We start from the raw sequence: 24,475 nt of genomic DNA on the forward strand, positions 1-24,475 counted from the left end.
TGCAGGAGCGCTCCATGATTCGGCTCACCGCTGAACTCACCCCGGCTGGCACCAGTTACCTGGCGACCGGCCAAGGCCAGCCCGTGGTCTTGATCCACGGCGTGGGCCTGAACAAAGAAATGTGGGGCGGCCAGATCGTTGGCCTGTCGGCCCAATATCAGGTGATCGCCTACGACATGCTCGGCCACGGCGCCAGCCCGCGACCGGCCAGCGGCACCGACCTGCTCGGGTACGCTGATCAGTTGCTGGAACTGCTCGATCACTTGAACCTGCCTGAGGCAGCGGTGATCGGTTTTTCCATGGGCGGGCTGGTGGCGCGGGCGTTTGCCTTGCATTACCCGCAGCGCCTGCAAAGCCTTGTGGTGTTGAACAGCGTGTTCAACCGCAGCGAAGAGCAGCGTGCCGGCGTTATCGCCCGCACCGCTCAGGCTGCCGAACATGGGCCGGACGCCAATGCCGAAGCGGCGCTGTCACGCTGGTTCAGCCGTGAATATCAGGCGGCTAACCCGGCGCAGATCGCCGCGATCCGCCAGACCCTCGCCGGCAATGATCCGCAAGGCTATCTGACCACTTATGAGCTGTTCGCCACCCAAGACATGTACCGCGCCGACGACCTGGGCAGCATTCAGGCGCCGACGCTGATTGCCACCGGCGAACTCGACCCGGGTTCGACCCCGGAAATGGCCGAGCAACTGGCCCGGCGCATCCCCGGCGCGAAGGTTGCCGTGCTGCCCGAGCAACGGCATATGATGCCCGTAGAGTCGCCGCGACTGGTCAACCAGACGCTGCTGGAATTTCTCCAATTCGCACACTCCCGACAAAACCAAATAAAGGGGATCGTTGCATGACACTCGCACGCTTCCAGATGTGCATCGGCGGAGAATGGGTCGACGCCCTCTCCGGCAAGACTTTCGAAAGCCTCAATCCGGCCTCCGCACAAGCCTGGGCCGAACTGCCCGACGCCGATGAAGCGGACGTCGAACGCGCCGTGCAATCAGCGCAGGCCGCGTTCGACAGCCCGGCCTGGCGTGGCCTCACCGCCACTGCACGGGGCAAACTGCTGCGTCGCCTCGGTGACCTGATTGCGGAAAACAAGGAACAACTGGCGCAGCTGGAAAGCCGCGACAACGGCAAACTGATCCGCGAAACCCGGGGTCAGGTCGGTTATCTGCCGGAGTTCTTCCACTACACCGCAGGCCTCGCCGACAAGCTCGAAGGCGGCACGCTGCCGCTGGATAAGCCCGACCTGTTCGCCTACACCGTGCACGAAGCGATGGGTGTGGTCGCCGCGATCATTCCGTGGAACAGCCCGCTGTACCTGACTGCAATCAAACTCGCCCCGGCCCTCGCCGCCGGCAACACGATTGTGATCAAGCCGTCCGAGCACGCTTCGGCGACGATTCTGGAGCTGGCGCGTCTGGCCCTCGAAGCCGGGATTCCGCCGGGCGTGGTCAACGTCGTCACCGGGTATGGCCCGAGCACCGGCGCCGCCCTCACCCGTCATCCGCTGATCCGCAAGATCGCCTTCACTGGCGGCGCGGCGACGGCGCGGCATGTGGTGCGCAGCAGCGCCGAGAACTTCGCCAAGCTGTCGCTGGAACTGGGCGGCAAGTCGCCGAACATCATCTTCGCCGATGCCGATCTGGACAGCGCGATCAACGGCGCGATTGCCGGGATCTACGCGGCATCCGGTCAGAGCTGCGTGTCCGGCTCCCGCCTGTTGGTGCAGGACGAAATCTACGACGAGTTCGTCAATCGGCTTGTCGAGCGCGCTCAACGCATCCGCATCGGCAACCCACAGGAAGACAACAGTGAGATGGGCCCGATGGCCACCGCGCAGCAACTGGCGGTGGTCGAAGGTCTTGTGGCTGATGCCATCGCAGAAGGTGCGCGTTTGCGTACCGGCGGCAAGCGTCCGGCGGGTCTTGGTGAAGGCTGGTTCTACGAGCCGACGCTGTTCGAATGCGACCGCAATTCGATGAAGATCATGCAGGAAGAAGTGTTCGGCCCGGTGGCTTCGGTGATTCGATTCAAAGATGAAGCTGAAGCGCTGGCGATCGCCAACGACTCGCAGTTCGGCCTCGCCGCCGGCATCTGGACCCGCGATCTCGGTCGCGCCCATCGCCTCGCCCGGGATGTACGTTCGGGGATCATCTGGGTCAACACCTACCGTGCGGTGTCGGCGATGGCGCCGATTGGCGGCTTCAAGAACAGTGGCTATGGACGCGAAAGCGGCATCGACTCGGTGCTGGCTTACACCGAACTGAAAACGGTGTGGATCAACCTCTCTCAGGCACCGATGCCTGATCCGTTTGTGATGCGCTAGGAGTCCTGCGAAATGATCGAACCCGGCATTTACAAAGACGTGATGAGTTCGTTTCCGTCTGGCGTCACGGTGGTCACCACCCTCGATCCGGATGGCGGCATCGTCGGCATCACCGCCAGCGCCTTTAGCGCGCTGTCGATTGACCCGGCGCTGGTGCTGTTCTGTCCCAACTACGCTTCCGACACCTATCCGGTTTTGCGCGACAGCAAGAAATTCGCAATCCATTTGCTGTCCGCCGAGCAGACCGCCGAGGCCTATGCGTTTGCTGGTAAAGGCAAGGACAAGGCCAAGGATATCGAGTGGCATCTGAGCGAACTCGGTAACCCGATTCTGGCCAAAGCGACGGCGATCATCGAGTGCGAGCTGTGGCGGGAATACGACGGCGGTGATCACGCGATCATCGTGGGCGCGGTGAAGAACCTGATCCTGCCGGCGCAACCGGTGACGCCGATGATCTACCACAAAGGCAAGCTCGGGCCATTGCCGACACTGGCCTGACAGAACAATGCAAAATCCTGTGGGAGCTGGCTTGCCAGCGATGAGGACTTAACATTCAACATCGATGTTGGCTGATAGTCCGCTATCGCTGGCAAGCCAGCTCCCACAGGGATTGAGGTGAGGCAAAGAATATGAATAACGAGAAGTACGAAAAAGGCCTGAAGATTCGCACCCAGGTGCTCGGCGAAGCCTATGTGCAGCGCTCGATCGACAACGCCGACGACTTCACCCGCCCCCTGCAGGAAATGGTCACCGAATACTGTTGGGGTCATGTCTGGGGCCGCGAAGGCTTGTCGCTCAAGGAGCGCAGCATGATCAACCTGGCGATGATCTCGGCGCTCAACCGTCCGCACGAACTCAAGCTGCATGTGCGCGGCGCCTTGCGTAACGGCCTTAGTCGTGAGCAAATACGCGAAATTCTGCTTCAGGTCGGCATTTATTGCGGCGTCCCGGCGGCCGTGGACAGTTTCCGGCTCGCCCGTGAAGCCTTCGCCGAAGCCGACGCCGAGGCCTCCAGTTAACCCCTCGGCTGTTTTGATGCCCGTCTGGCATGGACAGCCACAGTAAAGAGCGGACCCCATGAAACGCCAGCCACTCGACGACAGCTTCAAGGTCAATCGCAACCCCGTTACCCTGCGCGAAATCGTGCTGGATAAACTGCGTAGCGCGATCATGAATTTCCAGCTCATGCCGGGCGATCGTCTGGTGGAGCGCGATCTGTGCGATCGCCTTGGCGTCAGCCGCACATCGGTGCGCGAAGCCTTGCGTCACCTTGAATCTGAAGGCCTGGTCGAGTTCGCCGATGCCAAAGGCCCGCGCGTGGCAATCATCACCCTCGCCGATGCCGTCGATATCTATGAGCTGCGTTGCGTGCTCGAAGGTTTGATCGTCCAGCTGTTCACGCTGCGCGCCAAGGCCAAGGACATCAAAGCCCTGGAAAAAGCCCTCGACGAGAACCGCAAGGCACTCAAGGACGGCGAACTGCAACAGGTGATCGACTCGGTGCAGGGCTTCTACGACGTGCTGCTGGAAGGTTCGGGCAACCATGTTGCGGCGACTCAGCTGCGTCAGTTGCAGGCTCGCATCAGCTACTTGCGCGCGACTTCGGTTTCCCAGGAAAACCGTCGCGGCGCGAGTAATCAGGAAATGGAAAAAATGGTCGCGGCGATCAAGAGCGGCGATCCGCTGGCGGCGCATCAGGCCTGTGTTGATCACGTTCGCGCTGCCGCTGCGGTGGCACTCGACTATCTCAAGCGCAAGCAGGAAGAGACCGGGGCTACCCCGCCAATCACCCTGCCCATCGCGCTGAAAGAACCCCGTATAGGTCACTGATATGTTCAGCCCGAGCTATTGCCCGAAATGCGGTGGCCCTGACCTTGGTCAGCAGGTGCCGCCGGGCGATACGCACGAGCGCCTGATGTGCCGCGGCTGCGGCTACATCCACTACGTCAATCCGAAGATCATTGCCGGCTGCATCATCGAGCAGGACGGCAAATACCTCTTGTGCCAACGGGCGATTCCCCCGCGCCCGGGCACCTGGACGCTGCCGGCCGGCTTCATGGAAAGCGGCGAGACCACCGAGCAGGCGGCGCTGCGTGAAGTCTGGGAAGAAAGCGGCGTGCGTGCGGAGATTCTCTCGCCCTATTCGATTTTCAGCGTGCCGAAGATCAGCGAGGTGTACATCATCTTCCGCGCCATTGCGCTGGAGATCACCGGGCAGTACGGGCCGGAAACGCTGGACTACAAGTTCTTTGCGCCTGAAGACATCCCGTGGGAACAGATCTATTACCCGGCGATCCGGCAGATTCTCGAGCGCTATATCGAGGAGCGCCAGGCTGGGGTGTATGGGATTTACATGGGTAATGACGATAGCGGCAAGATCCACTTTATCCGCTGAAGACCGCATTCCCCCCTGCCTGATCGTTCCCACACTCCGCGTGGGAATGCAGCCCGGGACGCTCCGCGTCCCTTCAAAAGCCGAACGCGGAGCGTCCGAAGAGGCATTCCCACGCGGAGCGTGGGAACGATCATTGCGTGGGAACGATCACTTCCGCGGGGTTCAGAGTGGGGCGATGCCTTCGACGATGATGATTTCCGCCTTCGCCCATTCCTCGCGGTAACTTTTCGCCTCCTGGTACGCCGCCGATTGGTAGCACGCCACGGCTTTTTCGTAGCTTTCAAACTCGATCACCACACTGCGTTGCGGCGTCCTGCGCCCTTCCATCGCCTCGCTGCGCCCGCCTCTCGCGAGAAACTTCGCGCCGAACTCGGCGAAGGCCGCCGGCGCGCGCTGGGTGTATTGGCTGTAGTGATCGGCATCGGCGATATCCACGTGAGCAATCCAGTACGCCTTCATAGTGACCTCTTTGTTGATTTTGTATTATGGTATACCAATATATTTCCAACGAACCCTGAGAGTCCAGCATGGCCTTCAACAGCATCGAAGAAATCATCGAAGATTATCGTCTCGGCAAAATGGTCCTGCTGGTCGATGACGAAGATCGCGAAAACGAGGGCGACCTGCTGCTGGCCGCCGACTGCTGCACGCCCGAGGCGATCAGCTTCATGGCGCGTGAAGCGCGGGGGCTGATCTGCCTGACGCTGACTGACGAACATTGCCAGCGTTTGGGCCTTGAGCAAATGGTGCCGGCCAATGGGAGCGTGTTCAGCACAGCCTTCACGGTGTCGATTGAAGCGGCGGTTGGCGTCACCACCGGCATATCCGCCGCCGACCGCGCCTGCACGGTTGCCGCCGCCGTAGCCAAAGACGCTCGCGCCGAAGACCTGGTACAGCCGGGCCATATCTTTCCGTTGCGTGCCAAGGAAGGTGGCGTGCTGACCCGCGCCGGTCATACCGAGGCGGGTTGCGATTTAGCGCGTCTCGCCGGTTTCACACCGGCCTCGGTCATCGTCGAGGTGATGAACGACGACGGCACCATGGCCCGTCGCCCGGATCTGGAAGTGTTTGCACGCAAGCACGGGATCAAGATCGGCACCATCGCCGACCTGATCCACTATCGACTCAGCACCGAACACACCATCGAACGGATTGGCGAACGTGAGCTGCCGACGGTGCACGGCACGTTCCGCTTGATCACTTTTGAGGATCGCATCGAGGGCGGCGTGCACATGGCCATGGTCATGGGCGATCTGCGCCGCGAAGAGCCGACGCTGGTGCGCGTGCATGTGATTGATCCGCTGCGTGATCTGGTCGGTGCCGAGTACAGCGGACCGACGAACTGGACGCTGTGGGCGGCGTTGCAACGGGTGGCGGCTGAAGGGCATGGGGTTGTGGTGGTACTGGCCAATCATGAGTCGTCGCAGGCGCTACTTGAGCGCGTACCGCAATTGACCCAACCGCCACGGCAGTTCAGTCGCTCGCAATCGCGGATTTATTCCGAGGTGGGGACTGGGGCGCAGATTCTGCAGAATCTGGGGGTTGGCAAGCTGCGTCACCTGGGCCCTCCTCTGAAATACGCTGGCCTGACCGGGTATGACCTGGAAGTGGTCGAGAGTATTCCGTTCACCGAATAACTCACGTCGAGCACAAATCCAAATGTAGGAGTGAGCCTGCTCGCGATAGCGGTGTGACATTCAGCAATGATGTTGACTGATACACCGCTATCGCGAGCAGGCTCACTCCTACAGGGTTTTCCATTTCAAACTGATTCCTCTGAGCTTCCAAAAAACAGATTCGCCAGATAACCGGTAAGGCAAAGTGCTTGCACAAAGTTTGGAATACCATAATATGATATTCCATAGACCGGACACTCCAACGAACGTCCATCTACTGCTCCCGATAGGCGGGCAACAACGCAAGCCCGCTCAAAAACACAACAATGAGGGCGTAAAAATGGTGTTGAACAAAGCTGCAACCGCGATCTTTTTTGCGGGACTGCTCAGCGTCACCGGCCAGGCTGCAATGGCTGCCGAAAGCGTGAATTTTGTCAGCTGGGGTGGAAGCACCCAGGATGCGCAGAAACAGGCCTGGGCCGATCCGTTCAGCAAGGCCAGCGGCATCACCGTGGTGCAGGACGGGCCGACCGACTACGGCAAACTCAAAGCCATGGTCGAGAGCGGCAACGTGCAGTGGGACGTGGTCGATGTCGAAGCCGATTTCGCCCTGCGTGCCGCCGCTGAAGGCCTGCTCGAACCCCTCGATTTCAAAGTGATTCAGCGCGACAAGATCGACCCGCGTTTCGTCAGCGATTACGGCGTCGGCTCGTTCTTCTTCTCCTTCGTCCTCGGCTACAACGAGGGCAAACTCGGCGCTGCCAAGCCGCAAGACTGGACGGCACTGTTCGACACCAAGACCTACCCCGGCAAACGCGCCCTGTACAAATGGCCAAGCCCCGGCGTGCTCGAACTGGCGCTGCTGGCCGACGGCGTCGCGGCCGACAAGCTCTACCCGCTGGATCTGGATCGCGCCTTCAAGAAACTCGACACCATCAAGAAAGACATCGTCTGGTGGGGCGGCGGCGCGCAGTCGCAGCAACTGCTGGCCTCTGGCGAAGCGAGCATGGGTCAGTTCTGGAACGGCCGCATTCACGCCCTGCAAGAAGACGGCGCGCCGGTTGGCGTGAGCTGGAAACAGAACCTGGTCATGGCCGACATTCTGGTGATTCCAAAAGGCTCGAAAAACAAGGACGCGGCGATGAAGTTTCTGGCCAATGCCAGCAGCGCCAAAGGCCAGGCCGACTTCTCCAACCTGACCGCCTACGCCCCGGTCAACCTCGACAGTGTGGAGCGTCTGGATTCGACGCTAGCCCCCAACCTGCCGACTGCCTACGCTAAGGATCAGATCACTCTTGATTTCGCGTACTGGGCCAAAAACGGCCAGGCCATCGCGACACGGTGGAACGAATGGCTGGTCAAATGAAAATGGCGGCCACCGCGTCCCGTCCCTCCACTGCCACCGGGAGCGCCGCGAGCGCTGCCGGCTCGGCCCACGGAAAACAGGCGGTTGCGATGCAGCAAGCCCCGTCCCTCAGACAACGCTGGCGCGGCGCCGGCAACCTCGCACCGGCGCTGCTGTTCATCGGCCTGTTCTTTCTCGCGCCGTTGATTGGCCTGCTGTTGCGCGGCGTGCTCGAACCGACCCCGGGCCTTGGCAACTACGAACAACTGTTCGCCAACTCGGCGTATGCACGAGTGCTGCTCAACACCTTTTCGGTGGCCGGGCTGGTGACGCTGTTCAGCCTGCTGCTGGGCTTTCCGCTGGCCTGGGCGATCACCCTGGTGCCGCGTGGCTGGGGTCGCTGGATCCTCAACATCGTGCTGCTGTCGATGTGGACCAGCCTGCTCGCCCGCACCTATTCATGGCTGGTGCTGCTGCAAGCCTCGGGCGTGATCAACAAAGCGCTGATGGCGATGGGCATCATCGATCAGCCGCTGGAGATGGTGCACAACCTCACCGGTGTGGTGATCGGCATGAGCTACATCATGATCCCGTTCATCGTGCTGCCGCTGCAGGCGACCATGCAGGCCATCGACCCGATGATTCTGCAGGCCGGCTCGATCTGTGGTGCCAGTCCGTGGACCAACTTCTTCCGGGTGTTCCTGCCGCTGTGCCGGCCGGGTCTGGCCTCCGGCGGCTTGATGGTGTTCGTGATGTCGCTCGGTTACTACGTCACCCCGGCACTGCTCGGCGGCGCGCAGAACATGATGCTGCCGGAGTTCATCATTCAGCAGGTGCAATCGTTCCTCAACTGGGGTCTGGCCAGTGCCGGCGCTGCGTTGCTGATCGCGATCACTTTGGTGCTGTTCTACTTCTACCTGAAGCTTCAGCCGGAATCCCCGGTTGGCGCCAGTAACGCGAGGTAAGCCGACATGCTCCTGACTCCCAATGCGATGAGCCGGCGCATGCGTTTCGGCCTCTACGCCACCACCGGGCTGATCGGTCTGTTCCTGCTGTTGCCGATCGTCTTCATCGTGCTGTTGTCGTTCGGCTCGTCGCAGTGGCTGGTGTTTCCGCCACCGGGCTGGACGCTGAAATGGTACGGCCAGTTCTTCTCCAACCCGGACTGGATGAACGCCGCAGCGGCCAGCCTCAAGGTCGCCGTGCTGACCACAATCTGCGCCGTGACCCTCGGTTTGCCGACCGCGTTTGCACTGGTGCGCGGGCGCTTTCCCGGCCGGGAAATGCTCTACGGCCTGTTCACCCTGCCGATGATCGTGCCACTGGTGATCATCGCCGTGGCGGTGTACGCGCTGTTCCTCAAGCTTGGTTACACCGGGACGATGTTCGCCTTCGTGGTCAGCCATGTGATTGTTGCGCTGCCATTCACCATCATCTCGATCATCAACTCGCTGAAGCTGTTCGATCAGTCGATTGAAGACGCGGCAGTGATCTGCGGAGCCTCGCGTCTGCAAGCAGTGTTCAAGGTGACCTTCCCGGCGATTCGTCCGGGCATGGTCGCCGGCGCCCTCTTCGCCTTTCTGGTTTCGTGGGACGAAGTGGTGCTCAGCGTGATGATGGCCAGCCCGACCCTGCAAACCCTTCCCGTGAAAATGTGGACCACCCTGCGCCAGGACCTGACACCGGTGATCGCCGTCGCTTCGACGCTGCTGATCGGCTTGTCAGTGTTGGTCATGGTGATCGCCGCCGCGCTGCGCCGGCGCAACGAAATCAGCGCCTGAGCGCCCAGGAGTACGACATGAGTGCCGTGATCAAAGACGCATCCCAGCAGAACGACAAACCCCTGGTCAGCCTGCGCAACCTGAACAAGCATTACGGCGACTTTGCCGCCGTCGACAACATCTCGCTGGACATCAAGGACGGCGAGTTCCTGACCTTCCTTGGCTCCAGCGGCTCGGGCAAAAGCACCACGCTGTCGATGCTTGCCGGGTTCGAAACGCCGAGCAGTGGCGAGATCCTCGTCAACGGTCAGTCGCTGGTGAACGTGCCGCCGCACAAGCGTGACATCGGCATGGTGTTTCAGCGTTATTCGCTGTTCCCGCATCTGTCGGTGCGCGACAACATCGCGTTTCCCTTGGCGATTCGCAAACTTGCCGCAGCCGAACGTGACAAGCGTGTCGACGCGATGTTGAAACTGGTGCAACTTGAGCAGTTCGCCCATCGCCGCCCTTCGCAATTGTCTGGCGGCCAGCAACAGCGTGTCGCCATCGCCCGGGCGCTGGTTTACGAACCGCGCATTCTGCTGATGGACGAACCGCTCGGTGCCCTGGATAAAAAACTGCGTGAAGACTTGCAGGACGAATTGCGCCAACTGCATCGGCGCCTGGGCATCACCATTGTTTACGTGACCCACGACCAGGAAGAAGCCATGCGCTTGTCGCAACGCATTGCAATTTTCAGTCACGGCAAGATTGTCGGTCTGGGCAGCGGATATGACCTTTATCAGAATCCGCCGAATGCCTTTGTCGCCTCGTTTCTGGGGAACTCGAACTTCCTCAAACTCAAGGCCCAGGGCAATGCAGCGGCGAGTTTTGAAGGGCAGTCGTTGTCGATTCGGCTGACGGCGGGATTGCACACCGATCAGGATGTATTGCTGATGGTGCGGCCGGAAAAAGCCTTGGCCTTGAGCGTGCCGCAGGCGCTCAGCGAACCGCTGCCGTCGGGTTGGAACGAGGTGTCAGCGAAGGTCGTGGAAGTGTTGTTTCTCGGGGAAAGCCAGACTTGCAGCGTGGTCACCTCGGGCGGCACCTCGATGACGGTCAAGGCATTGTCCGCGGCCGGCATGCCGCTCAAGGCCGGCGATCCGGTGCAAGTACGCTGGGCCACTGCCGATGCGTGCGTCTACACCGAATGGACCGAAAGCGATCTCAACAAGGCTGCCGGTTCTCACTGAGCTTTACTGGCAACACACAACTCCTACAGTTGAACTGCGTGTACCCCTCGGGTCATCACAGCGTCGGGCTGCGGTGGCCCTTTTTTTCAGACGATGGGCGCAAACCCTTCAATCTCATCCGGCCACGCCGTAAGAATTTCAAACCCGGTCTCAGTCACCGCGACCATATGCTCCCACTGCGCCGACAACGAGCCATCCTTGGTCAGCACGGTCCAGCCATCCGGCATGTTCTTCACATGACGCTTGCCGGCATTGAGCATCGGTTCAACGGTAAATATCATTCCCGCCTTCAACTTCATTCCCTGATTCGGAAAACCGTAATGCAGGATCTGCGGCTCGTCGTGATACACCTTGCCGATCCCATGCCCGCAATACTCGCGCACCACGCTAAAGCCCTCCTTCTCCGCCAGCGTCTGGATCGCGTGGCCGATATCGCCCAAAGTCGCACCCGGCTTGACCACGCGAATTCCCGCACACATCGCCTCGTAAGTGGTCTTGATCAGATGCTGCGCCTCAGGCGTTGCCTCGCCGACCACGTACATGCGACTGGTGTCGCCGAACCAGCCGTCCTTGATCACCGCGATGTCGAGGTTGACGATGTCACCATCCTTCAACGGCGTGCCCGAAGGGATGCCATGACAGACCACATCGTTGACCGAGGCGCAGACGGTTTTCGGAAAACCGTGATAACCGACGTTGGCCGGCACGGCTTTCTGCACGTTGACGATGTAGTCGTTGCACAGCCGATCCAGCTCATCGGTGGTGACGCCAGCCTTGACGTGCGGCACCAGCATTGCCAGTACTTCTGCAGCGAGTTTGCCTGCGGCACGCGATTGGGCGATATCGGCCGGGGTGTTGATCTTGATCTGGTTTCTCATGCGCTGACGGCTTCCTGAGTCAGTTGTTGCAGATCCAGCCCACCGTTCTGCTCGGCGCGGATCAGCAAGCGGCAAATGGCGCTGTGGTCGAGGTTGGGATGCAGCTCGGCGAGCATGCCGATGCGCATCCAGTGCTCGGCCTGCGCGTTGATCGAGCGGCTGAGGGCGTTACTGGAGATGCGCAGATTCTCGTGCATGTCCTCTGAAATCTTTACGATGCCCATATATGAATCCAATACGATGTGTATATGGATCGTATATTAGCCAAGCTCTATGAGGAATTGCAAACCAAGACCTGTGACGGGTAATGGGGTGACGAATTTCAGGCAAAAAAAAGCTGCCGGAAATGGCAGCAAAAACTTCAAGAACACGCGATGTATTGAGCAAAGTGTAGGCGCCGGAAAATGACAGTGTCATGACAGCGGCAAATTCATTCAATCGCCCCTGCGTCATCATCAGGATGTCATCAAGCCAAAGGCAGAATCCTCGCAAACCGTCTTGAGCCTTCGACGGATGCTTTGCAAGGACTCCCATGAAAGAAGACGCCTCGCTGTTCGCCGCCATCGACCTGGGCTCAAATGCATTTCGCATGATGATCGGCCAGTCGGTACGCAGTCGCAAAGGCCTGATGATTCAGGAAGTCAAAACCTTGCGCGAGCCGGTGCGTTTGTCCGAGGGCTTTGACGGTGGCGCACTGGATACGATGGCGCTGGATCGAGGCTGGCAGGCGTTGGCGCGATTCGGCAAGAAACTGCGCGGGTTCGACCCGGGTCGAGTGCGGGCAGTGGCGACCAGCGCAGTGCGCGAGGCCGATAACGCGCCGCTGTTTCTGGCCAGTGCCGAGCGGCATCTGGGTTTTCGCATCGACGTCATTTCCGGCCATGAAGAGGCTCGTCTGGTCTACGCCGGCGTGGCGCACACGTTACCGGGCGTCGAAGACATGCGTCTGGTGGTCGATATCGGCGGCGGCTCCACCGAACTGATTCTCGGCCAGGGCTCGCAACCGCTGCTGACCGAAAGCATCGCCGTCGGCAGCGGCACGTTAAGTACGCGATTCTTTCGCGGTGGCGCCATTTCTGCCGGCGCCCTGCAAGAAGCCGAACGCGTGGCCATCCTGCAATTCGAAAAAGTCGCCCGCCGCTATCGCGCTCAGGGTTGGCAGCAGACCATTGGCTCTTCGGGCACTGCGCGCATGCTCGCCAAAGTGCTCAAGGCCAATCGACTTAACGATTTCGCTCAGGACGGTATTACCTACGCTGGCCTGTTGCGTCTTTCCTTGCTGTTGCTGAAGGTCAGCAACGTCCAACAGTTGAAGCTCGCCGGTCTGCAACCTCATCGCCAGAGCATCCTGCCCGGCGGACTGGTGTTGATGCTGGCGGCATTCAAGGTGTTTGGCATCTCGCAGATGGTGCCCTCCGAACCGGGATTGAGGCTGGGTGTTCTGCACGGGCTGATGAGCAATCACTGACCTCTGCGCATTGCAGCAGATTCACTCGCTAATCAAGGCTTTCCTGATAGCGAGGACGCCCTTTCAAACCTCAATGACGCCTTCCTGTAAAAGCTGATAAATGCCTCCCACCTCCTCGCGGTTTTCGTTCTATCGTTAGATCGAAATGGCAGCATTTCCGGCCGACTAAAGGTTGCGACGCCCCCTGTCTGAGCCTATGTTGCACGCGAGCTTATTCCCCGCGAATGGAACGCGATCAACACCACAAAGAGGTGAAGAGATGTCAAAGGATTCACGCCCTGCCGTACTTGGGCTGATCGGCAATACGCCGCTGGTACAAGTGACCCGCTTCGATACCGGCCTGTGCACACTGTTTCTCAAACTCGAATCGCAAAACCCCGGCGGTTCAATCAAGGATCGTATCGGTCTGGCAATGATCGATGCGGCTGAACGTGATGGTCGCCTCAAACCCGGCGGCACCATCGTCGAGGCCACTGCCGGCAACACCGGCCTGGGTCTGGCACTGGTCGGGCGCGCCAAAGGCTACCGCGTGGTGCTGGTGGTGCCGGACAAGATGTCCACGGAAAAAGTCCTGCACCTGAAAGCCATGGGCGCCGAGGTGCATATCACCCGCTCCGATGTCGGCAAGGGCCATCCCGAGTATTACCAGGACGTCGCCGCACGTTTGGCGAAAGACATTCCCGGCGCATTTTTCGCTGACCAGTTCAACAACCCGGCCAACCCGCTGGCCCATGAATGCAGTACCGCACCGGAGATCTGGGCGCAGACCGAACACGACCTGGATGCCATCGTCGTCGGCGTCGGTTCGGCCGGGACCCTGACCGGGCTGACCCGTTTCTTCAAGCGCGTGCAACCGGATCTGGAAATGGTCCTGGCCGACCCGGTCGGCTCGGTCATGGCGCAATACAGCCGTGACGGCTCGATGCTGACGCCTGGTTCGTGGGCGGTCGAAGGCATCGGCGAAGACTTCATTCCGTCGATCACCGATCTCTCCAGTGTGCGTCACGCCTATTCGATCAGCGATGAAGAAAGCTTCGATCACGCCCGCCAACTGCTCAAGGCCGAAGGTATTCTCGGCGGCTCGTCGACCGGCACTTTGCTCGCTGCTGCGCTGCGTTATTGCCGCGAACAGACCGAGCCGAAACGCGTCGTCAGTTTTGTCTGCGACACCGGCACTCGCTATTTGTCGAAGGTCTACAACGACCAGTGGATGACCGATCAGGGCCTGTTGCAACGCAAGGGTTATGGCGACTTGCGCGACCTGATTGCCCGTCGCTTCGAGGATGGCCGGGTGATCAGCGTCGGCCCCGACGACACCTTGCTGACCGCGTTCCAGCGCATGCGTCTGGCAGACGTTTCGCAACTGCCGGTGCTGGTTGAAGGCAAGGAGCTGGTTGGCGTTATCGATGAATCCGACATCCTGCTGGCCGTTCACGAAGACGCTGCACGCTTCAGCCAATCAGTTTCCAGCGTGATGACCGATAAACTGCAAACGCTGGCACCAGGCGCTACCCTTGCGGAACTGGAATCGGTGCTCAGCCGTGGCCTCGTGGCCATCGTCGCCGACGCGTCGGGCTTCCATGGCCTGATCACCCGCACCGACATGCTCAACCAATTACGGAGATCCCTCGCATGAGTCAGCACGACAAGAATTCCCAAGGCTTCGCGACCCGGGTGATCCACGCCGGGCAAGAGCCTGACCCGACCACCGGCGCGCTGATGCCGCCGATCTATGCCAACTCGACTTATCTGCAAGACAGCCCCGGCGTGCACAAAGGCTTCGACTACGGCCGCTCGCACAACCCGACGCGTTTTGCCCTTGAGCGTTGCGTGGCGGATCTGGAAGGTGGCACCCAGGCGTTTGCTTTCGCTTCCGGGCTGGCGACGATTTCCACCGTCCTCGAACTGATCGATGCCGGTTCGCACATCATCTCCGGCAACGACCTGTACGGCGGCACCTTCCGCCTGTTCGACAAGGTGCGCCAACGCAGCGCCGGGCATCGTTTCAGCTACGTCGACCTGACTGACCTGTCGGCGTTCGAAGCGGCGCTGCAGGACGACACGCGCCTGGTCATCGTCGAGTCGCCGACCAACCCGCTGCTGAGCCTGTCAGATCTGGCGGCCATCGCGCGGATCTGCCGCGCACGCGGGATCATCAGCGTGGCCGACAACACGTTTGCCAGCCCGTACATCCAGCGGCCGCTGGAGCTGGGTTTCGACATCGTGCTGCACTCGACCACCAAATACCTCAACGGTCACTCCGACGTCATTGGCGGTATTGCCGTGGTCGGGCAGAACGCCGAACTGGCCGAACGCCTGGGCTTTTTGCAGAACGCGGTCGGCGCTATTTCCGGGCCGTTCGATGCATTCCTGACCTTGCGCGGGGTGAAAACCCTGGCGCTGCGCATGGAGCGGCATTGCAGCAACGCACTGGATCTGGCGCAGTGGCTGGAGCAGCAGCCGCAGGTCAAACGCGTCTACTACCCGGGCCTCGCGTCGCATCCGCAGCATGAATTGGCCAAGCGGCAGATGCGCGGTTTCGGCGGGATGATTTCGGTGGATCTGAACACTGATCTGGCCGGCGCACGGCGTTTCCTGGAGAACGTGAAGATCTTCGCTCTGGCTGAAAGCCTCGGCGGTGTCGAGAGTCTGATCGAGCATCCGGCGATCATGACGCACGCGACCATTCCACCTGAAACCCGCGCCATACTGGGTATCGGCGATGGTTTGGTGCGGCTGTCGGTGGGCGTCGAAGACGTCGAAGACCTGCGCGCCGATCTGGCGCATGCACTGACGAAAATCTAGTCCGGTAAGAACGACAAAGCCCGCACGATGCGGGCTTTGGTTGTTTGAGCAGGCGGCCAGTGCTGGTCTCTGGCTTACAAGGTTTATCAGGCTTCTCACAGTACCGGGCGAAATTGAAAAAGTAGTGCCTCGGCTGCTTCACACGGCGTAAGGGCTGGATCTCAGCGCGGAGATCTTTCTAACCGTGTACCCTTCGGAACGCGCCCCACGTCCCCTTGCTATCCGTTTGCGCATCAGTCTGCGTCTTCGCCTACATTCTTGAGCCTAGCAAAAGGCCGGAGGTCCGGGCTGGCGTTTTTAGACCGATTTCCTTCTTGCCCCTGCCTGCAAGGAAGTGAAACGACTAATCGCTGATTGTCCCTTCGTCCCCCGGCAGGATGGGCAGTCGATGCCGATCCATACTGCTTCAGTCGCGTTTCCCAGTGTCATCGAAATCGTCGACACCCGTGCACTGAAGGGTGCACCCGTGCCAATTGCCAAAGAGCTTGATCGCAGGCGCCGTCGCAGCGGACGGTGCTGATCGGGTTAAGGCCAACCGCCTCGCTTACTCCCGCGTAGGCGTCGGCTCTGATCGAGTCGCCTCGGCATTGATGACCGGCAGTTATTCCGACCAGTCCAACAGCACTCAGTAATACCTCTTTCGGCCCAACGGACGGCTTCGACTTGCCGTCTGTTCGGCGCCGCAGTAGCACATTTGTGCTAATCGACCGCTGCGCCACCCGACGCTATATTCCCCTGCAACCCCCGATGTTCCCCAACGTTGCCCTCTCGCAGCGTGCGGGATCGTTGTGCCTGGAAATCAGAACAACACCAAGGAAGAAACACCATGAAACTGCATACCCAGCTCTGCAAAGTCGCCGTTGTCGGCGCCCTCCTGATCGGCGTCGGCGGTTGCCAGACCGTCAAGCCCAGCGAAGCCAGCATGAAAGAGCGCGCTCAGACCGTCATCGGCAAACCAGTGTCGAAAATCGACAACGTCCGCAGCGACAGCACCCTCACCTACTACACCGCCTACACCCCGGCCGGTGAGTACAACTGTGAATTGCCCAGTGGCGCCATCATCGCGGTCGCGAGCATGGGCATCATGACGCCGCCGCTGTCATGCCTGCCCAAAGGCGCCTCGCCGATTCCATTCCAATAATCCCACTTCCTCGGTAAAGGACTGCGTTCCATCATGAAAACCCTGATCGCAACACTCACCCTCGCCACCCTGTTCCTCACCGGCTGCGCCACCCCGAAACAATGGGAAGCCACCGGCGGCAGCAAAAACGATGGCGTCGTCCAGGTCTCCTATGAGCTGGGTCAATTCGAAAGCGGCCAGACCAGCGCCGAACAAGGCCTGACCGTCGCCGCACAACGCTGCAAGACCTGGGGCTACAAAAACGCCGAGGTCACCGGCTCGGAGAAAAACATCTGCCGCACCATGGGCCAGTACAACTGCCTGCAAACCACCATCACTCAGGACTATCTCTGCAAACGCTGACGCCCGGCCCATGTAGGCGCAGCGTGCCGCAGCGCCTACAGAGTTTCCGCGACAGGCGCTGCATGCCGGTCGCGCAGGGTTCGCAAGGTCGTGCGCAGCTCGGCCGGGCGTACCGGTTTGGACAGGATGGCAATTTGGCGGTCGTGCAAGGCCGCCTGTATTTTTTCGATGTCATGCCCGGTGATGATCATCGCCGGCACCGCCCAGCCGCGCTGGCGCCGCACATCGTCAATGCATTCGATGCCCGTGGCATGGGTACCGAGATCATAGTCGGCGACGATGATGTCGCAATCGGTGACCAGGTCGCGCCCCGTCAGTTCGGCCTGCACCACACAGCCCCAACGCTCCAGCAACGCCGACGTGGCCATCAGCACGTTGCGATCATCCTCCACCAGACACACCTTCAGCCCGGTCAGCAGACCGACCTGGCGCGCATCATCGCGAATGACTGATTGTTGCGGCGCAGCAGCCATGGGAAGTCCGGACAAAGTGACCGCCGTCCCGCGCCCCAGCCGTGAGCGCAGCGCGACCTCCAACCCGATCAATTGCCCCAGACGCTTGACGATCGACAGGCCCAGCCCCACACCCTCGACGTCTTTGTCACGTAGCTGGCGAACCCGGTAAAACTCCTCGAATACCTTCGGCAGATGCTCCTCGGCGATGCCATTGCCCTGATCGTAAATGACGATAGCCAGCCCGGCTGCGCGCCTGCGCACACCGATCAGCACCGGTCGCTGCGCGCCGTACTTGAAGCAGTTGGAAAGCACGTTCTGCACCATGGTCGCCAGCAGCGCCGGATCGGTGCGCACCCAGTATTCACAAGGTCGCAAACGCAACTCCACGCCCGCCCAGCGTGCCGCTTCGGCGTTCTGCCGAATCAGCTCCGCGAGCCATTCGCCCAGATGCACGATTTGCAATTTCGGCAGGATCCGTCCGTTATCGAGGGTGTACAAGTCGAGAATCGAACGGAACAACTGCGACACGTTGAGCAGTGAACGGTCGATGTTGTCGACCAAGCGTCGCTCTTCCTCACCCAATCGCGACTCACGCAAGCACGCAGTAAATAGGCCGATGGAATGGATCGGCTGGCGCAGGTCATGGCTGGCCTGAGCGAGAAACCGCGACTTCTCCAGATTGGCCGCGACCGCTTCTTCGGACGCCTTGCGCGTGCGTTCAAGCAACAAGTGCGCATAAAACGGAATCACCGTGCTGGTGATCATCAGCATCAACACCATGAACGGTTGCGCCTGCCACACGGGCGTCAGCCGATAAACCGCGAGCAACGCCAGCAATGCCAACACCGTGGCAATTGCCAGATAACGCGAGCCGTAACGCATGCCGTTGCCGAGGTTGACCCAGATGATCACCGCATACAGCGGCAATGCCGCTTCGCCACCGACCACCAGCCCGAAGCAGGTGCCGGTGTAATCGTGGACCATGGCGAAAATCCGCCGTGCCGAATAATGCCCCGGCCAGCGCACAATCGTCTGGCGCAGCACAATCGAGGCCAGCAAGAACAGGCAGATATAGGTGACCACCGGCAGATAGGTATCGAAGCGCTGGGCCGGTAAGACGCCCAGTACGCCGATGTAAACCAACGCGATGCTGGCGATGATAATGCGCAGATTGGCCTGATCGAGCTCGGTGTTTTTCTCGAACTTCATGGTGAACGTCCTTGTGCCGCAATCGTCATATTCAGCACAAACCGACAGGCAATGCCCGCACCGGGTGCTAAGGTGCATGCCATCAGCAACACCCGGCCCAGGGAGGGTCACGCCATGACATGCCGAATTATCATAGCCGACGATCACCCGATGTTTCGCGAAGCAATGCTGCGCACGGTGCAGCGCCTGCTCCCCGACGCAAATATTGAACAGGCTGGCGACCTCGACGCCGTACTGGCGCTGCTGCCGTGTGGCGACGAGCCGGATAGCCTGATTCTGGACCTGCGCTTTCCCGGCCTGACCTGCGTCAGTCAGCTCGCCGAACTGCGTCGCCGCTTGCCGCGCACCACGCTGATCGTGGTGTCGATGGTTGATGACGAGGCGTTGATCAGCGACGTCATGGCAGCAGGCATCGATGGCTTCATCGGCAAAAACATCGCACCGGACGAAATCGGTCAGGCGATCCTGGCAATTCGCGAAGGTGAAGTGCTGGTGAAGTTTGCACCGTCGGGCTTATTGCCGCTGGAGACCGGTGCGGCGCTCACGCCCCGTCAGCAAGAGGTGTTGCGGCTGATCGCGCAAGGCAAGACCAACAAGGAAATCGCCCGTGAACTGGATATTTCGCCGTTTACGGTGCGGATTCATGTGTCTTCATTGCTGCGCATACTGAACGTACCCTCACGCGCTGCCGCAGCCGTGAAGAGTCGCTCTCTGTAGGAGCTGCCGCAGCCTGCGGCAGCTCCTGCAAGTCAGCGTTATGGATCGACTTGCGCCATCAACTCAGGCACCGACTCCGGACGTTTCGCGTAGCGCTGCGCAAGCACCGCACACACCATCAACTGAATCTGATGGAACAACATCAACGGCAGGATCAACACACCAATGGTGCTGCCGGCAAACAACACCTGCGCCATCGGCACGCCGGTCGCCAGGCTCTTTTTCGAGCCGCAGAACAGGATGGTGATGCGGTCTTCCTGGTTGAAACCAAACGCCTTGCCCAGCAGGGTCGACGCGAGCAACACCAGCGCCAGCAAGATACAACAGACCACCACCAGCCCCAGCAACTCGATGAGCGGAATCTGATGCCAGATGCCTTCGTTGACCGCCTCACTGAACGCGCCGTAGACCACCAGTAGAATCGAGCCCTGATCGACAAATTTCAGCCAGTTCTTGTTGCGCCCTACCCACGCACCGATCCAGCGCCGGGCGATCTGCCCGGCGATAAATGGCAGCAGCAGTTGCACGCTGATTTTCAGGATCGCATCGAGGGTCGAGCCGCCGTCGCCATGCACGTTGAGCAGTAGGGTCACCAGCAACGGCGTGAGGAAAATTCCGAACAGGCTGGACGCCGCAGCGCTGCAAATCGCCGCCGGGATATTGCCCCGCGCCAGCGAGGTGAAGGCAATCGCCGATTGCACGGTGGCGGGCAATGCGCACAGGTAGAGCATGCCCATGTACAGCTTGTCGCCGATCAACGGCGACAGCAGTGGTTTCAGCGCCAGCCCCAGTAGCGGGAACAAGACAAAGGTCAGGCCGAACACCAGCAGATGCAGGCGCCAGTGGCCGGCACCGGCGATGATCGACTCTCGGGAGAGCTTGGCGCCGTGGAGGAAAAACAGCAGCGCGATGGCGATGTTGGTCAGCCAGCCGAAGCCGACCGCGACCTGGCCGCTGGCTGGCAGAAAACTGGCCAGCAGCACAACGCCGATCAGCGTCAGGGTGAAGTTATCGGGAAGAAATCTTGGGCGCGTCATGATGTGTTCATCCGGGGTTGCCAGGGCGTGCCAGCGACTTTAACGTGACAAGGAATTACCGACTAACGCCGAAGAGCCTGCAGATGCCGCCTAAAGGACAGGACAAAAGCTTTCGACGCAGCATTCCCGGGCTGCCCAGCCTGCCGCGCGCGCTGTACGGGCGCACCGAATCGCTGCCCAATCGCGCACTGACCCGGCGTCACAGCCATCCGTGGGTGCAATTGTCCTATGCGATTCAAGGCGTACTTGAGGTGCAGACCAGCGCCGGGCGTTTCGTTGCGCCGCCGGAACGCGCGGTGTGGATTCCGGCCGGCGTACCGCATCGGGTATTCAGTTCGCCGCACACCGAGATGCGCAGCCTGTACATCGATTGCAACGTCGCCTCGCGACAGATCGAGCGCTGTCATGTGCTCGGCGTCAGCGATCTGCTCAGGGAGCTGATCCGCGCCTTCAGCCAGGTGCCGGTGGAATACGATGAGCGCGGCGCTCACGGGCGCCTCGCTCAAGTGATCCTCGATCAACTGGCCGACGCACCACACATCGACCTGATGCTGCCGCTGCCCCAGGACGCCCGTTTGCGCCAGATCTACCAGAGCCTGGAGCAACACCCGGAACAACAGACCACGCTGAGCCACTGGAGCGAGAAATTCGGCGTCACCGAAAAGACCCTCACGCGTCTGTTTCTGCGCGATACCGGCCTGACCTTCCGTGCCTGGCGCCAGCGCTTGCGCCTGCTCGGTGCGCTGACGCCACTGGAGAAAGGCGAACGCGTCACCGACGTCGCGCTGGCCTGCGGTTACGATTCGACGTCGGCGTTTATCGCGGCGTTTCGCCAACAGTTTGGGGAAACGCCGGGGGAGTTTTTCCGTTGAATATTCAAGGCACTTCTTTCTAGCCTCCTTCAACCTCGTTAAATCAAGCCCATTCAGGGTTTGATCGATATTCTTTTATCAAGACTGCCCCTTAATACCTCGGTGCCTACACACCGACCACCAAAATACAACTGTCATAACTGACAGTTGTGCAATGAATCGGCAGAAAGTAGTTTTTAACTGCATGCCTAAATTCTAAATGTCATGCAGTTGTATCTCCGAACGCTTACCGAATCCTCAGGAGTTCGTAACATGAACAATTCCAATAAACATATTACGCTCGGCGTTGATAAAGACATGCGCCGACTGCCGCTCACAGAAAAACACACTACAGAAGACGTGTATTTCAACGCAACATTCACGCCCCCCCTGCCTGCAATAGATAAGTTCAACGCCAACAGATTTATCTATGGCTCTTTGAGTGAAGATACAATCAGCATCATCGGCCGCCACGTTTTCGACGAATCCATGGATTTCCTCTCATTTGTTCTACCCCGAGACCTGAAAAATGGAACACACCCAATCGTCCAATGGGGCGAAGGCGGAGTAAGCGCCCTGGTTGCGACAAGTACCGTGCCGTACGACGGTCGCGACGGAGAACTGACGATAACTCAAGATAAAAAACGAAATACAGCCCACGCAACTTTCAACTTCGACATCACCTACGCAGGTGACACATATAAAGTAAACGGGGAGCTATTCGTCGTCGCTACCGGCCCTCTTTAGCACTCTTCCTTAGAGCACCTGGCTGCCAGCTCTTCCAATAAATCGGCTGATGGCACGAAGTACAGGCTACCGGTCACCGCCGTGCTGAAATCCAGCAGCTTGTCGTAGTTGCCCGGTGGTTTGCCGACGAACATGTTTTCCAGCATCTGTTCCATTGGCGCTGGCGAACGCGCATAACCGATAAAGAACGTACCGAACTCCCCGGCTCCCGGCCGGCCGAACGGCATGTTGTCACGGAGGATCTTCACCTCCTCGCCGTCCGCTGTGGTGATTGTCGTCAGCGCACTGTGGGAGTTGCTCGGTTTGACCGAGTCATCCAGTTCGATATCGGACAATTTCTTGCGCCCGATCACGCGCTCTTGCGCCTCGACACTCAGTTCATTCCACGCACTCATGTTGTGCAGATACTTCTGCACCAGCACGTAACTGCCGCCACTGAAGTCCGGATCCTCATCGCCGACGATGGTGAAGTTCACGGCTTTGCGCCCGACCGGGTTTTCCGTACCGTCGACAAAACCGATGATGCTGCGCATGTCGAAATAGCGGAAACCCTGGACCTCATCGACCACGGTCACGGCATCGCCCAGCGCTGCCATGATCTGCGTGGCCAACTCGAAACACAGATCCATTTGATCAGCGCGGATGTGCAGCAGCAAATCGCCGGGGGTCGCCGGGGCGTGGCGCCCGGCCGCGCCAAATTCGCGGAAACCGTGCAGTGACGCCGGTCGCGGGCTGCCGAACAGACGATCCCAGGCATTCGAGGAAAACCCGCAGACGCAGGACAGATTGCCTGCCGGTACGCGTTTGCCCACCGAGCGCACCAGCCCCGCGAGATCAGCGCACCAGCCTTTTACGGTGTCGTTCGCTGCGGTGCCGGCATTGAGCGTCGCGACGATAAAAATCGCGCTACTGGTGATCGGGCTGCACACCGCTTGAGGTTCCAGAGTGTCATCGGTCATCGCTGAAAGTACCGCTGCGCAAGGGGTGCGCCAAGGGCTCACCCCGGTGAAAGAGGATGGGTCGGATTGCCGCTGGCGGCCGACACTTCGTTTTTAACGAACTCTGCCCCAGAAATAAACGATTTTTCTTTGCCGCGAACCCGTCGCTAGCATGGCTTCGTCTGACCCTCATCAAACAAGACAGGGAGCGCGAACATGCCAGCCACCCACATCAATATCGGCGAACCATGGATGTGGGGCGCCTTCATCGTTTTCGTTCTGGCCATGCTGGCATTGGACCTGTTTGTGTTCGGCGGACGCAAGGCGCATCGGGTGTCAGTGCGCGAAGCCTTGTCCTGGGTCATTGCATGGTGCCTGTTGGCATTGAGTTTTGCGGCGTTGCTCTGGTGGTACCTGAACGGTACGTTTGGCGGTGAAATCGCGCAGCAGAAAACCCTGGAATTTCTCACCGGTTATCTGATCGAGCAGTCACTGTCTATCGACAACATGTTTATCTTCGTGATGATCTTCAGCTACTTCGCCGTGCCACCGGAGTTACAGCGTCGAGTGCTGCTGTACGGGGTGCTCGGGGCGATCGTGATGCGCGCGGTGATGATTTTCGCCGGCGTCTGGCTGGTCTCCCGGTTCGAATGGCTGCTGTATGCCTTCGGCGTATTCCTGATCATCACCGGGATCAAGATGCTGGTGTTTGCCGATCAGCAACCGGATCTGGACAACAACCCGTTACTGCGCTGGGTGCGCGGGCGTTTACGCATTACCGGCGGTTTTCATGGCGAACGGTTTTTCGTCCGGCAAAACGGCGTGCGCTGGGCCACGCCGATGTTTCTGGTGCTGGTGCTGATCGAGGCGAGCGACCTGATGTTTGCGGTGGACAGCATCCCGGCGATCTTCGCGGTAACCACCGACCCGTTCATCGTGTTCACCTCGAATATCTTCGCGATCATGGGCCTGCGGGCGCTGTACTTCCTGCTGGCGGACATGGCTGAGCGCTTTCATTTGCTCAAGTACGGATTGGCGATTGTGCTGGTGTTCATTGGCGGCAAGATGACGCTGATGCCGTGGTTTCACCTGCCGGTGGAGTGGTCGCTGGCGGTGGTGGGAAGCGTGATTCTCGGCTCGGTGCTGTTAAGCCTGATGGTGAGCAAAAACGCACAACGCAACACGCAATGACACGTTTGAGACTGCTCGCGAAGACGTCGGGGCAGGCACATCCATGCTGAATGTGCCGCCC

At 60.0% G+C, this 24,475-nt stretch carries 26 protein-coding genes; 20 read left to right on the forward strand and 6 right to left on the reverse strand.

Features of this window, described 5'->3' with window-relative positions; translation table 11 throughout:
* Positions 1-14: 14 nt before the first annotated feature.
* The 6 genes from ACVVH8_RS17535 (at position 15) to ACVVH8_RS17560 (ending at position 4,721) form a co-directional block, all read left to right on the forward strand.
* Positions 15-848: an alpha/beta fold hydrolase gene (locus ACVVH8_RS17535; protein WP_103305753.1), complete on the forward strand. Its 834-nt coding sequence runs from the start codon at positions 15-17 to the stop codon at positions 846-848.
* Positions 845-2,326: an aldehyde dehydrogenase gene (locus ACVVH8_RS17540; protein WP_212809230.1), complete on the forward strand. Its 1,482-nt coding sequence runs from the start codon at positions 845-847 to the stop codon at positions 2,324-2,326. The genes ACVVH8_RS17535 and ACVVH8_RS17540 overlap by 4 nt, the downstream gene beginning before the upstream one ends.
* 12 nt (positions 2,327-2,338) lie before the next feature.
* Complete coding sequence (locus ACVVH8_RS17545; RefSeq protein ID WP_103305751.1) at positions 2,339-2,824, forward strand: flavin reductase family protein; 486 nt, start codon at positions 2,339-2,341, stop codon at positions 2,822-2,824.
* 131 nt (positions 2,825-2,955) lie between these two features.
* The gene (locus tag ACVVH8_RS17550; RefSeq protein WP_095125671.1) at positions 2,956-3,345 is read left to right on the forward strand and encodes a carboxymuconolactone decarboxylase family protein; all 390 of its coding nucleotides are present in this window, start codon (positions 2,956-2,958) and stop codon (positions 3,343-3,345) included.
* 58 nt (positions 3,346-3,403) lie between these two features.
* Positions 3,404-4,156, forward strand: a complete 753-nt coding sequence (locus tag ACVVH8_RS17555; RefSeq protein ID WP_103305749.1) for a GntR family transcriptional regulator — start codon at positions 3,404-3,406, stop codon at positions 4,154-4,156.
* Between the two features lies 1 nt (position 4,157).
* Entirely contained in the window at positions 4,158-4,721 is a 564-nt protein-coding gene (locus tag ACVVH8_RS17560) for an NUDIX hydrolase (protein WP_475225221.1), read from the forward strand.
* A 162-nt stretch (positions 4,722-4,883) separates the two neighbouring features.
* Here ACVVH8_RS17560 and ACVVH8_RS17565 read toward each other — a convergent pair whose 3' ends face one another.
* Positions 4,884-5,180 carry a DUF1330 domain-containing protein gene (locus tag ACVVH8_RS17565; protein ID WP_103305747.1) on the reverse strand — a complete coding sequence of 99 codons (297 nt, stop codon included), beginning with the start codon at positions 5,178-5,180 and terminating at the stop codon, positions 4,884-4,886.
* Between the two features lie 68 nt (positions 5,181-5,248).
* Between ACVVH8_RS17565 and ribBA the strand changes: the two genes are divergently transcribed.
* The 5 genes from ribBA to ACVVH8_RS17590 all read left to right on the forward strand — a co-directional run bounded on the left by ribBA (position 5,249) and on the right by ACVVH8_RS17590 (position 10,635).
* Positions 5,249-6,358, forward strand: a complete 1,110-nt coding sequence (ribBA, locus tag ACVVH8_RS17570) for a bifunctional 3,4-dihydroxy-2-butanone-4-phosphate synthase/GTP cyclohydrolase II (protein WP_475225224.1) — start codon at positions 5,249-5,251, stop codon at positions 6,356-6,358.
* 319 nt (positions 6,359-6,677) lie between these two features.
* Complete coding sequence (locus ACVVH8_RS17575; protein ID WP_212809234.1) at positions 6,678-7,703, forward strand: ABC transporter substrate-binding protein; 1,026 nt, start codon at positions 6,678-6,680, stop codon at positions 7,701-7,703.
* The gene (locus ACVVH8_RS17580; RefSeq protein ID WP_177431443.1) at positions 7,700-8,647 is read left to right on the forward strand and encodes an ABC transporter permease; all 948 of its coding nucleotides are present in this window, start codon (positions 7,700-7,702) and stop codon (positions 8,645-8,647) included. Before ACVVH8_RS17575 ends, ACVVH8_RS17580 begins: the two co-directional genes overlap by 4 nt.
* 6 nt (positions 8,648-8,653) lie before the next feature.
* Positions 8,654-9,463, forward strand: coding sequence for an ABC transporter permease subunit (locus tag ACVVH8_RS17585; protein WP_315447718.1), 810 nt, complete (start codon positions 8,654-8,656; stop codon positions 9,461-9,463).
* A 17-nt stretch (positions 9,464-9,480) separates the two neighbouring features.
* Entirely contained in the window at positions 9,481-10,635 is a 1,155-nt protein-coding gene (locus tag ACVVH8_RS17590) for an ABC transporter ATP-binding protein (protein WP_475225227.1), read from the forward strand.
* Between the two features lie 86 nt (positions 10,636-10,721).
* On the opposite strand, the gene map is transcribed toward ACVVH8_RS17590, so the two are convergent.
* Together map and ACVVH8_RS17600 are read right to left on the reverse strand one after the other, a co-directional pair.
* The gene (gene map, locus ACVVH8_RS17595) at positions 10,722-11,513 is read right to left on the reverse strand and encodes a type I methionyl aminopeptidase (protein ID WP_212809236.1); all 792 of its coding nucleotides are present in this window, start codon (positions 11,511-11,513) and stop codon (positions 10,722-10,724) included.
* Positions 11,510-11,737: a ParD-like family protein gene (locus ACVVH8_RS17600; protein WP_007918027.1), complete on the reverse strand. Its 228-nt coding sequence runs from the start codon at positions 11,735-11,737 to the stop codon at positions 11,510-11,512. The genes map and ACVVH8_RS17600 overlap by 4 nt, the downstream gene beginning before the upstream one ends.
* A 308-nt stretch (positions 11,738-12,045) precedes the next feature.
* Between ACVVH8_RS17600 and ACVVH8_RS17605 the strand changes: the two genes are divergently transcribed.
* From ACVVH8_RS17605 to yecR, 5 genes are all read left to right on the forward strand, one after another.
* Positions 12,046-12,981, forward strand: a complete 936-nt coding sequence (locus ACVVH8_RS17605) for a Ppx/GppA phosphatase family protein (RefSeq protein WP_475225229.1) — start codon at positions 12,046-12,048, stop codon at positions 12,979-12,981.
* Positions 12,982-13,240: 259 nt separating this feature from the next.
* A complete protein-coding gene (locus tag ACVVH8_RS17610) occupies positions 13,241-14,617 on the forward strand; it encodes a pyridoxal-phosphate dependent enzyme (RefSeq protein WP_103305740.1) in 1,377 nt (458 codons plus the stop codon).
* The gene (locus ACVVH8_RS17615; protein ID WP_401296893.1) at positions 14,614-15,786 is read left to right on the forward strand and encodes a cystathionine gamma-synthase; all 1,173 of its coding nucleotides are present in this window, start codon (positions 14,614-14,616) and stop codon (positions 15,784-15,786) included. Before ACVVH8_RS17610 ends, ACVVH8_RS17615 begins: the two co-directional genes overlap by 4 nt.
* A gap of 826 nt (positions 15,787-16,612) precedes the next feature.
* Positions 16,613-16,927, forward strand: coding sequence for a hypothetical protein (locus ACVVH8_RS17620; RefSeq protein WP_103305738.1), 315 nt, complete (start codon positions 16,613-16,615; stop codon positions 16,925-16,927).
* Positions 16,928-16,960: 33 nt separating this feature from the next.
* The gene (gene yecR / locus ACVVH8_RS17625; protein WP_103305737.1) at positions 16,961-17,269 is read left to right on the forward strand and encodes a YecR family lipoprotein; all 309 of its coding nucleotides are present in this window, start codon (positions 16,961-16,963) and stop codon (positions 17,267-17,269) included.
* Between the two features lie 35 nt (positions 17,270-17,304).
* On the opposite strand, the gene ACVVH8_RS17630 is transcribed toward yecR, so the two are convergent.
* A complete protein-coding gene (locus ACVVH8_RS17630) occupies positions 17,305-18,933 on the reverse strand; it encodes an ATP-binding response regulator (protein ID WP_475225232.1) in 1,629 nt (542 codons plus the stop codon).
* Between the two features lie 114 nt (positions 18,934-19,047).
* On the opposite strand from ACVVH8_RS17630, the gene ACVVH8_RS17635 reads away from it, so the two are divergent.
* The gene (locus tag ACVVH8_RS17635) at positions 19,048-19,650 is read left to right on the forward strand and encodes a LuxR C-terminal-related transcriptional regulator (protein ID WP_103305735.1); all 603 of its coding nucleotides are present in this window, start codon (positions 19,048-19,050) and stop codon (positions 19,648-19,650) included.
* 38 nt (positions 19,651-19,688) lie between these two features.
* Here the strand turns inward: ACVVH8_RS17635 and ACVVH8_RS17640 are convergent, their stop codons facing one another.
* A complete protein-coding gene (locus ACVVH8_RS17640) occupies positions 19,689-20,687 on the reverse strand; it encodes a bile acid:sodium symporter family protein (protein WP_212809244.1) in 999 nt (332 codons plus the stop codon).
* A gap of 83 nt (positions 20,688-20,770) precedes the next feature.
* Here ACVVH8_RS17640 and ACVVH8_RS17645 point away from each other — a divergent pair, with 83 nt between their 5' ends.
* Together ACVVH8_RS17645 and ACVVH8_RS17650 are read left to right on the forward strand one after the other, a co-directional pair.
* A complete protein-coding gene (locus ACVVH8_RS17645) occupies positions 20,771-21,559 on the forward strand; it encodes an AraC family transcriptional regulator (protein WP_475225235.1) in 789 nt (262 codons plus the stop codon).
* A 252-nt stretch (positions 21,560-21,811) separates the two neighbouring features.
* Complete coding sequence (locus tag ACVVH8_RS17650; protein WP_475225237.1) at positions 21,812-22,285, forward strand: hypothetical protein; 474 nt, start codon at positions 21,812-21,814, stop codon at positions 22,283-22,285.
* Here the strand turns inward: ACVVH8_RS17650 and ACVVH8_RS17655 are convergent.
* A complete protein-coding gene (locus tag ACVVH8_RS17655) occupies positions 22,282-23,244 on the reverse strand; it encodes a Dyp-type peroxidase (RefSeq protein WP_475225240.1) in 963 nt (320 codons plus the stop codon). The two genes, ACVVH8_RS17650 and ACVVH8_RS17655, sit on opposite strands and share 4 nt — an antisense overlap.
* Positions 23,245-23,439: 195 nt before the next feature.
* Between ACVVH8_RS17655 and ACVVH8_RS17660 the strand changes: the two genes are divergently transcribed.
* Complete coding sequence (locus ACVVH8_RS17660) at positions 23,440-24,414, forward strand: TerC family protein (RefSeq protein WP_475225242.1); 975 nt, start codon at positions 23,440-23,442, stop codon at positions 24,412-24,414.
* The last annotated feature ends 61 nt before the right edge of the window (positions 24,415-24,475 follow it).

The sequence above is a fragment of the Pseudomonas trutticola BRTCR10 genome (genome assembly GCF_056155105.1).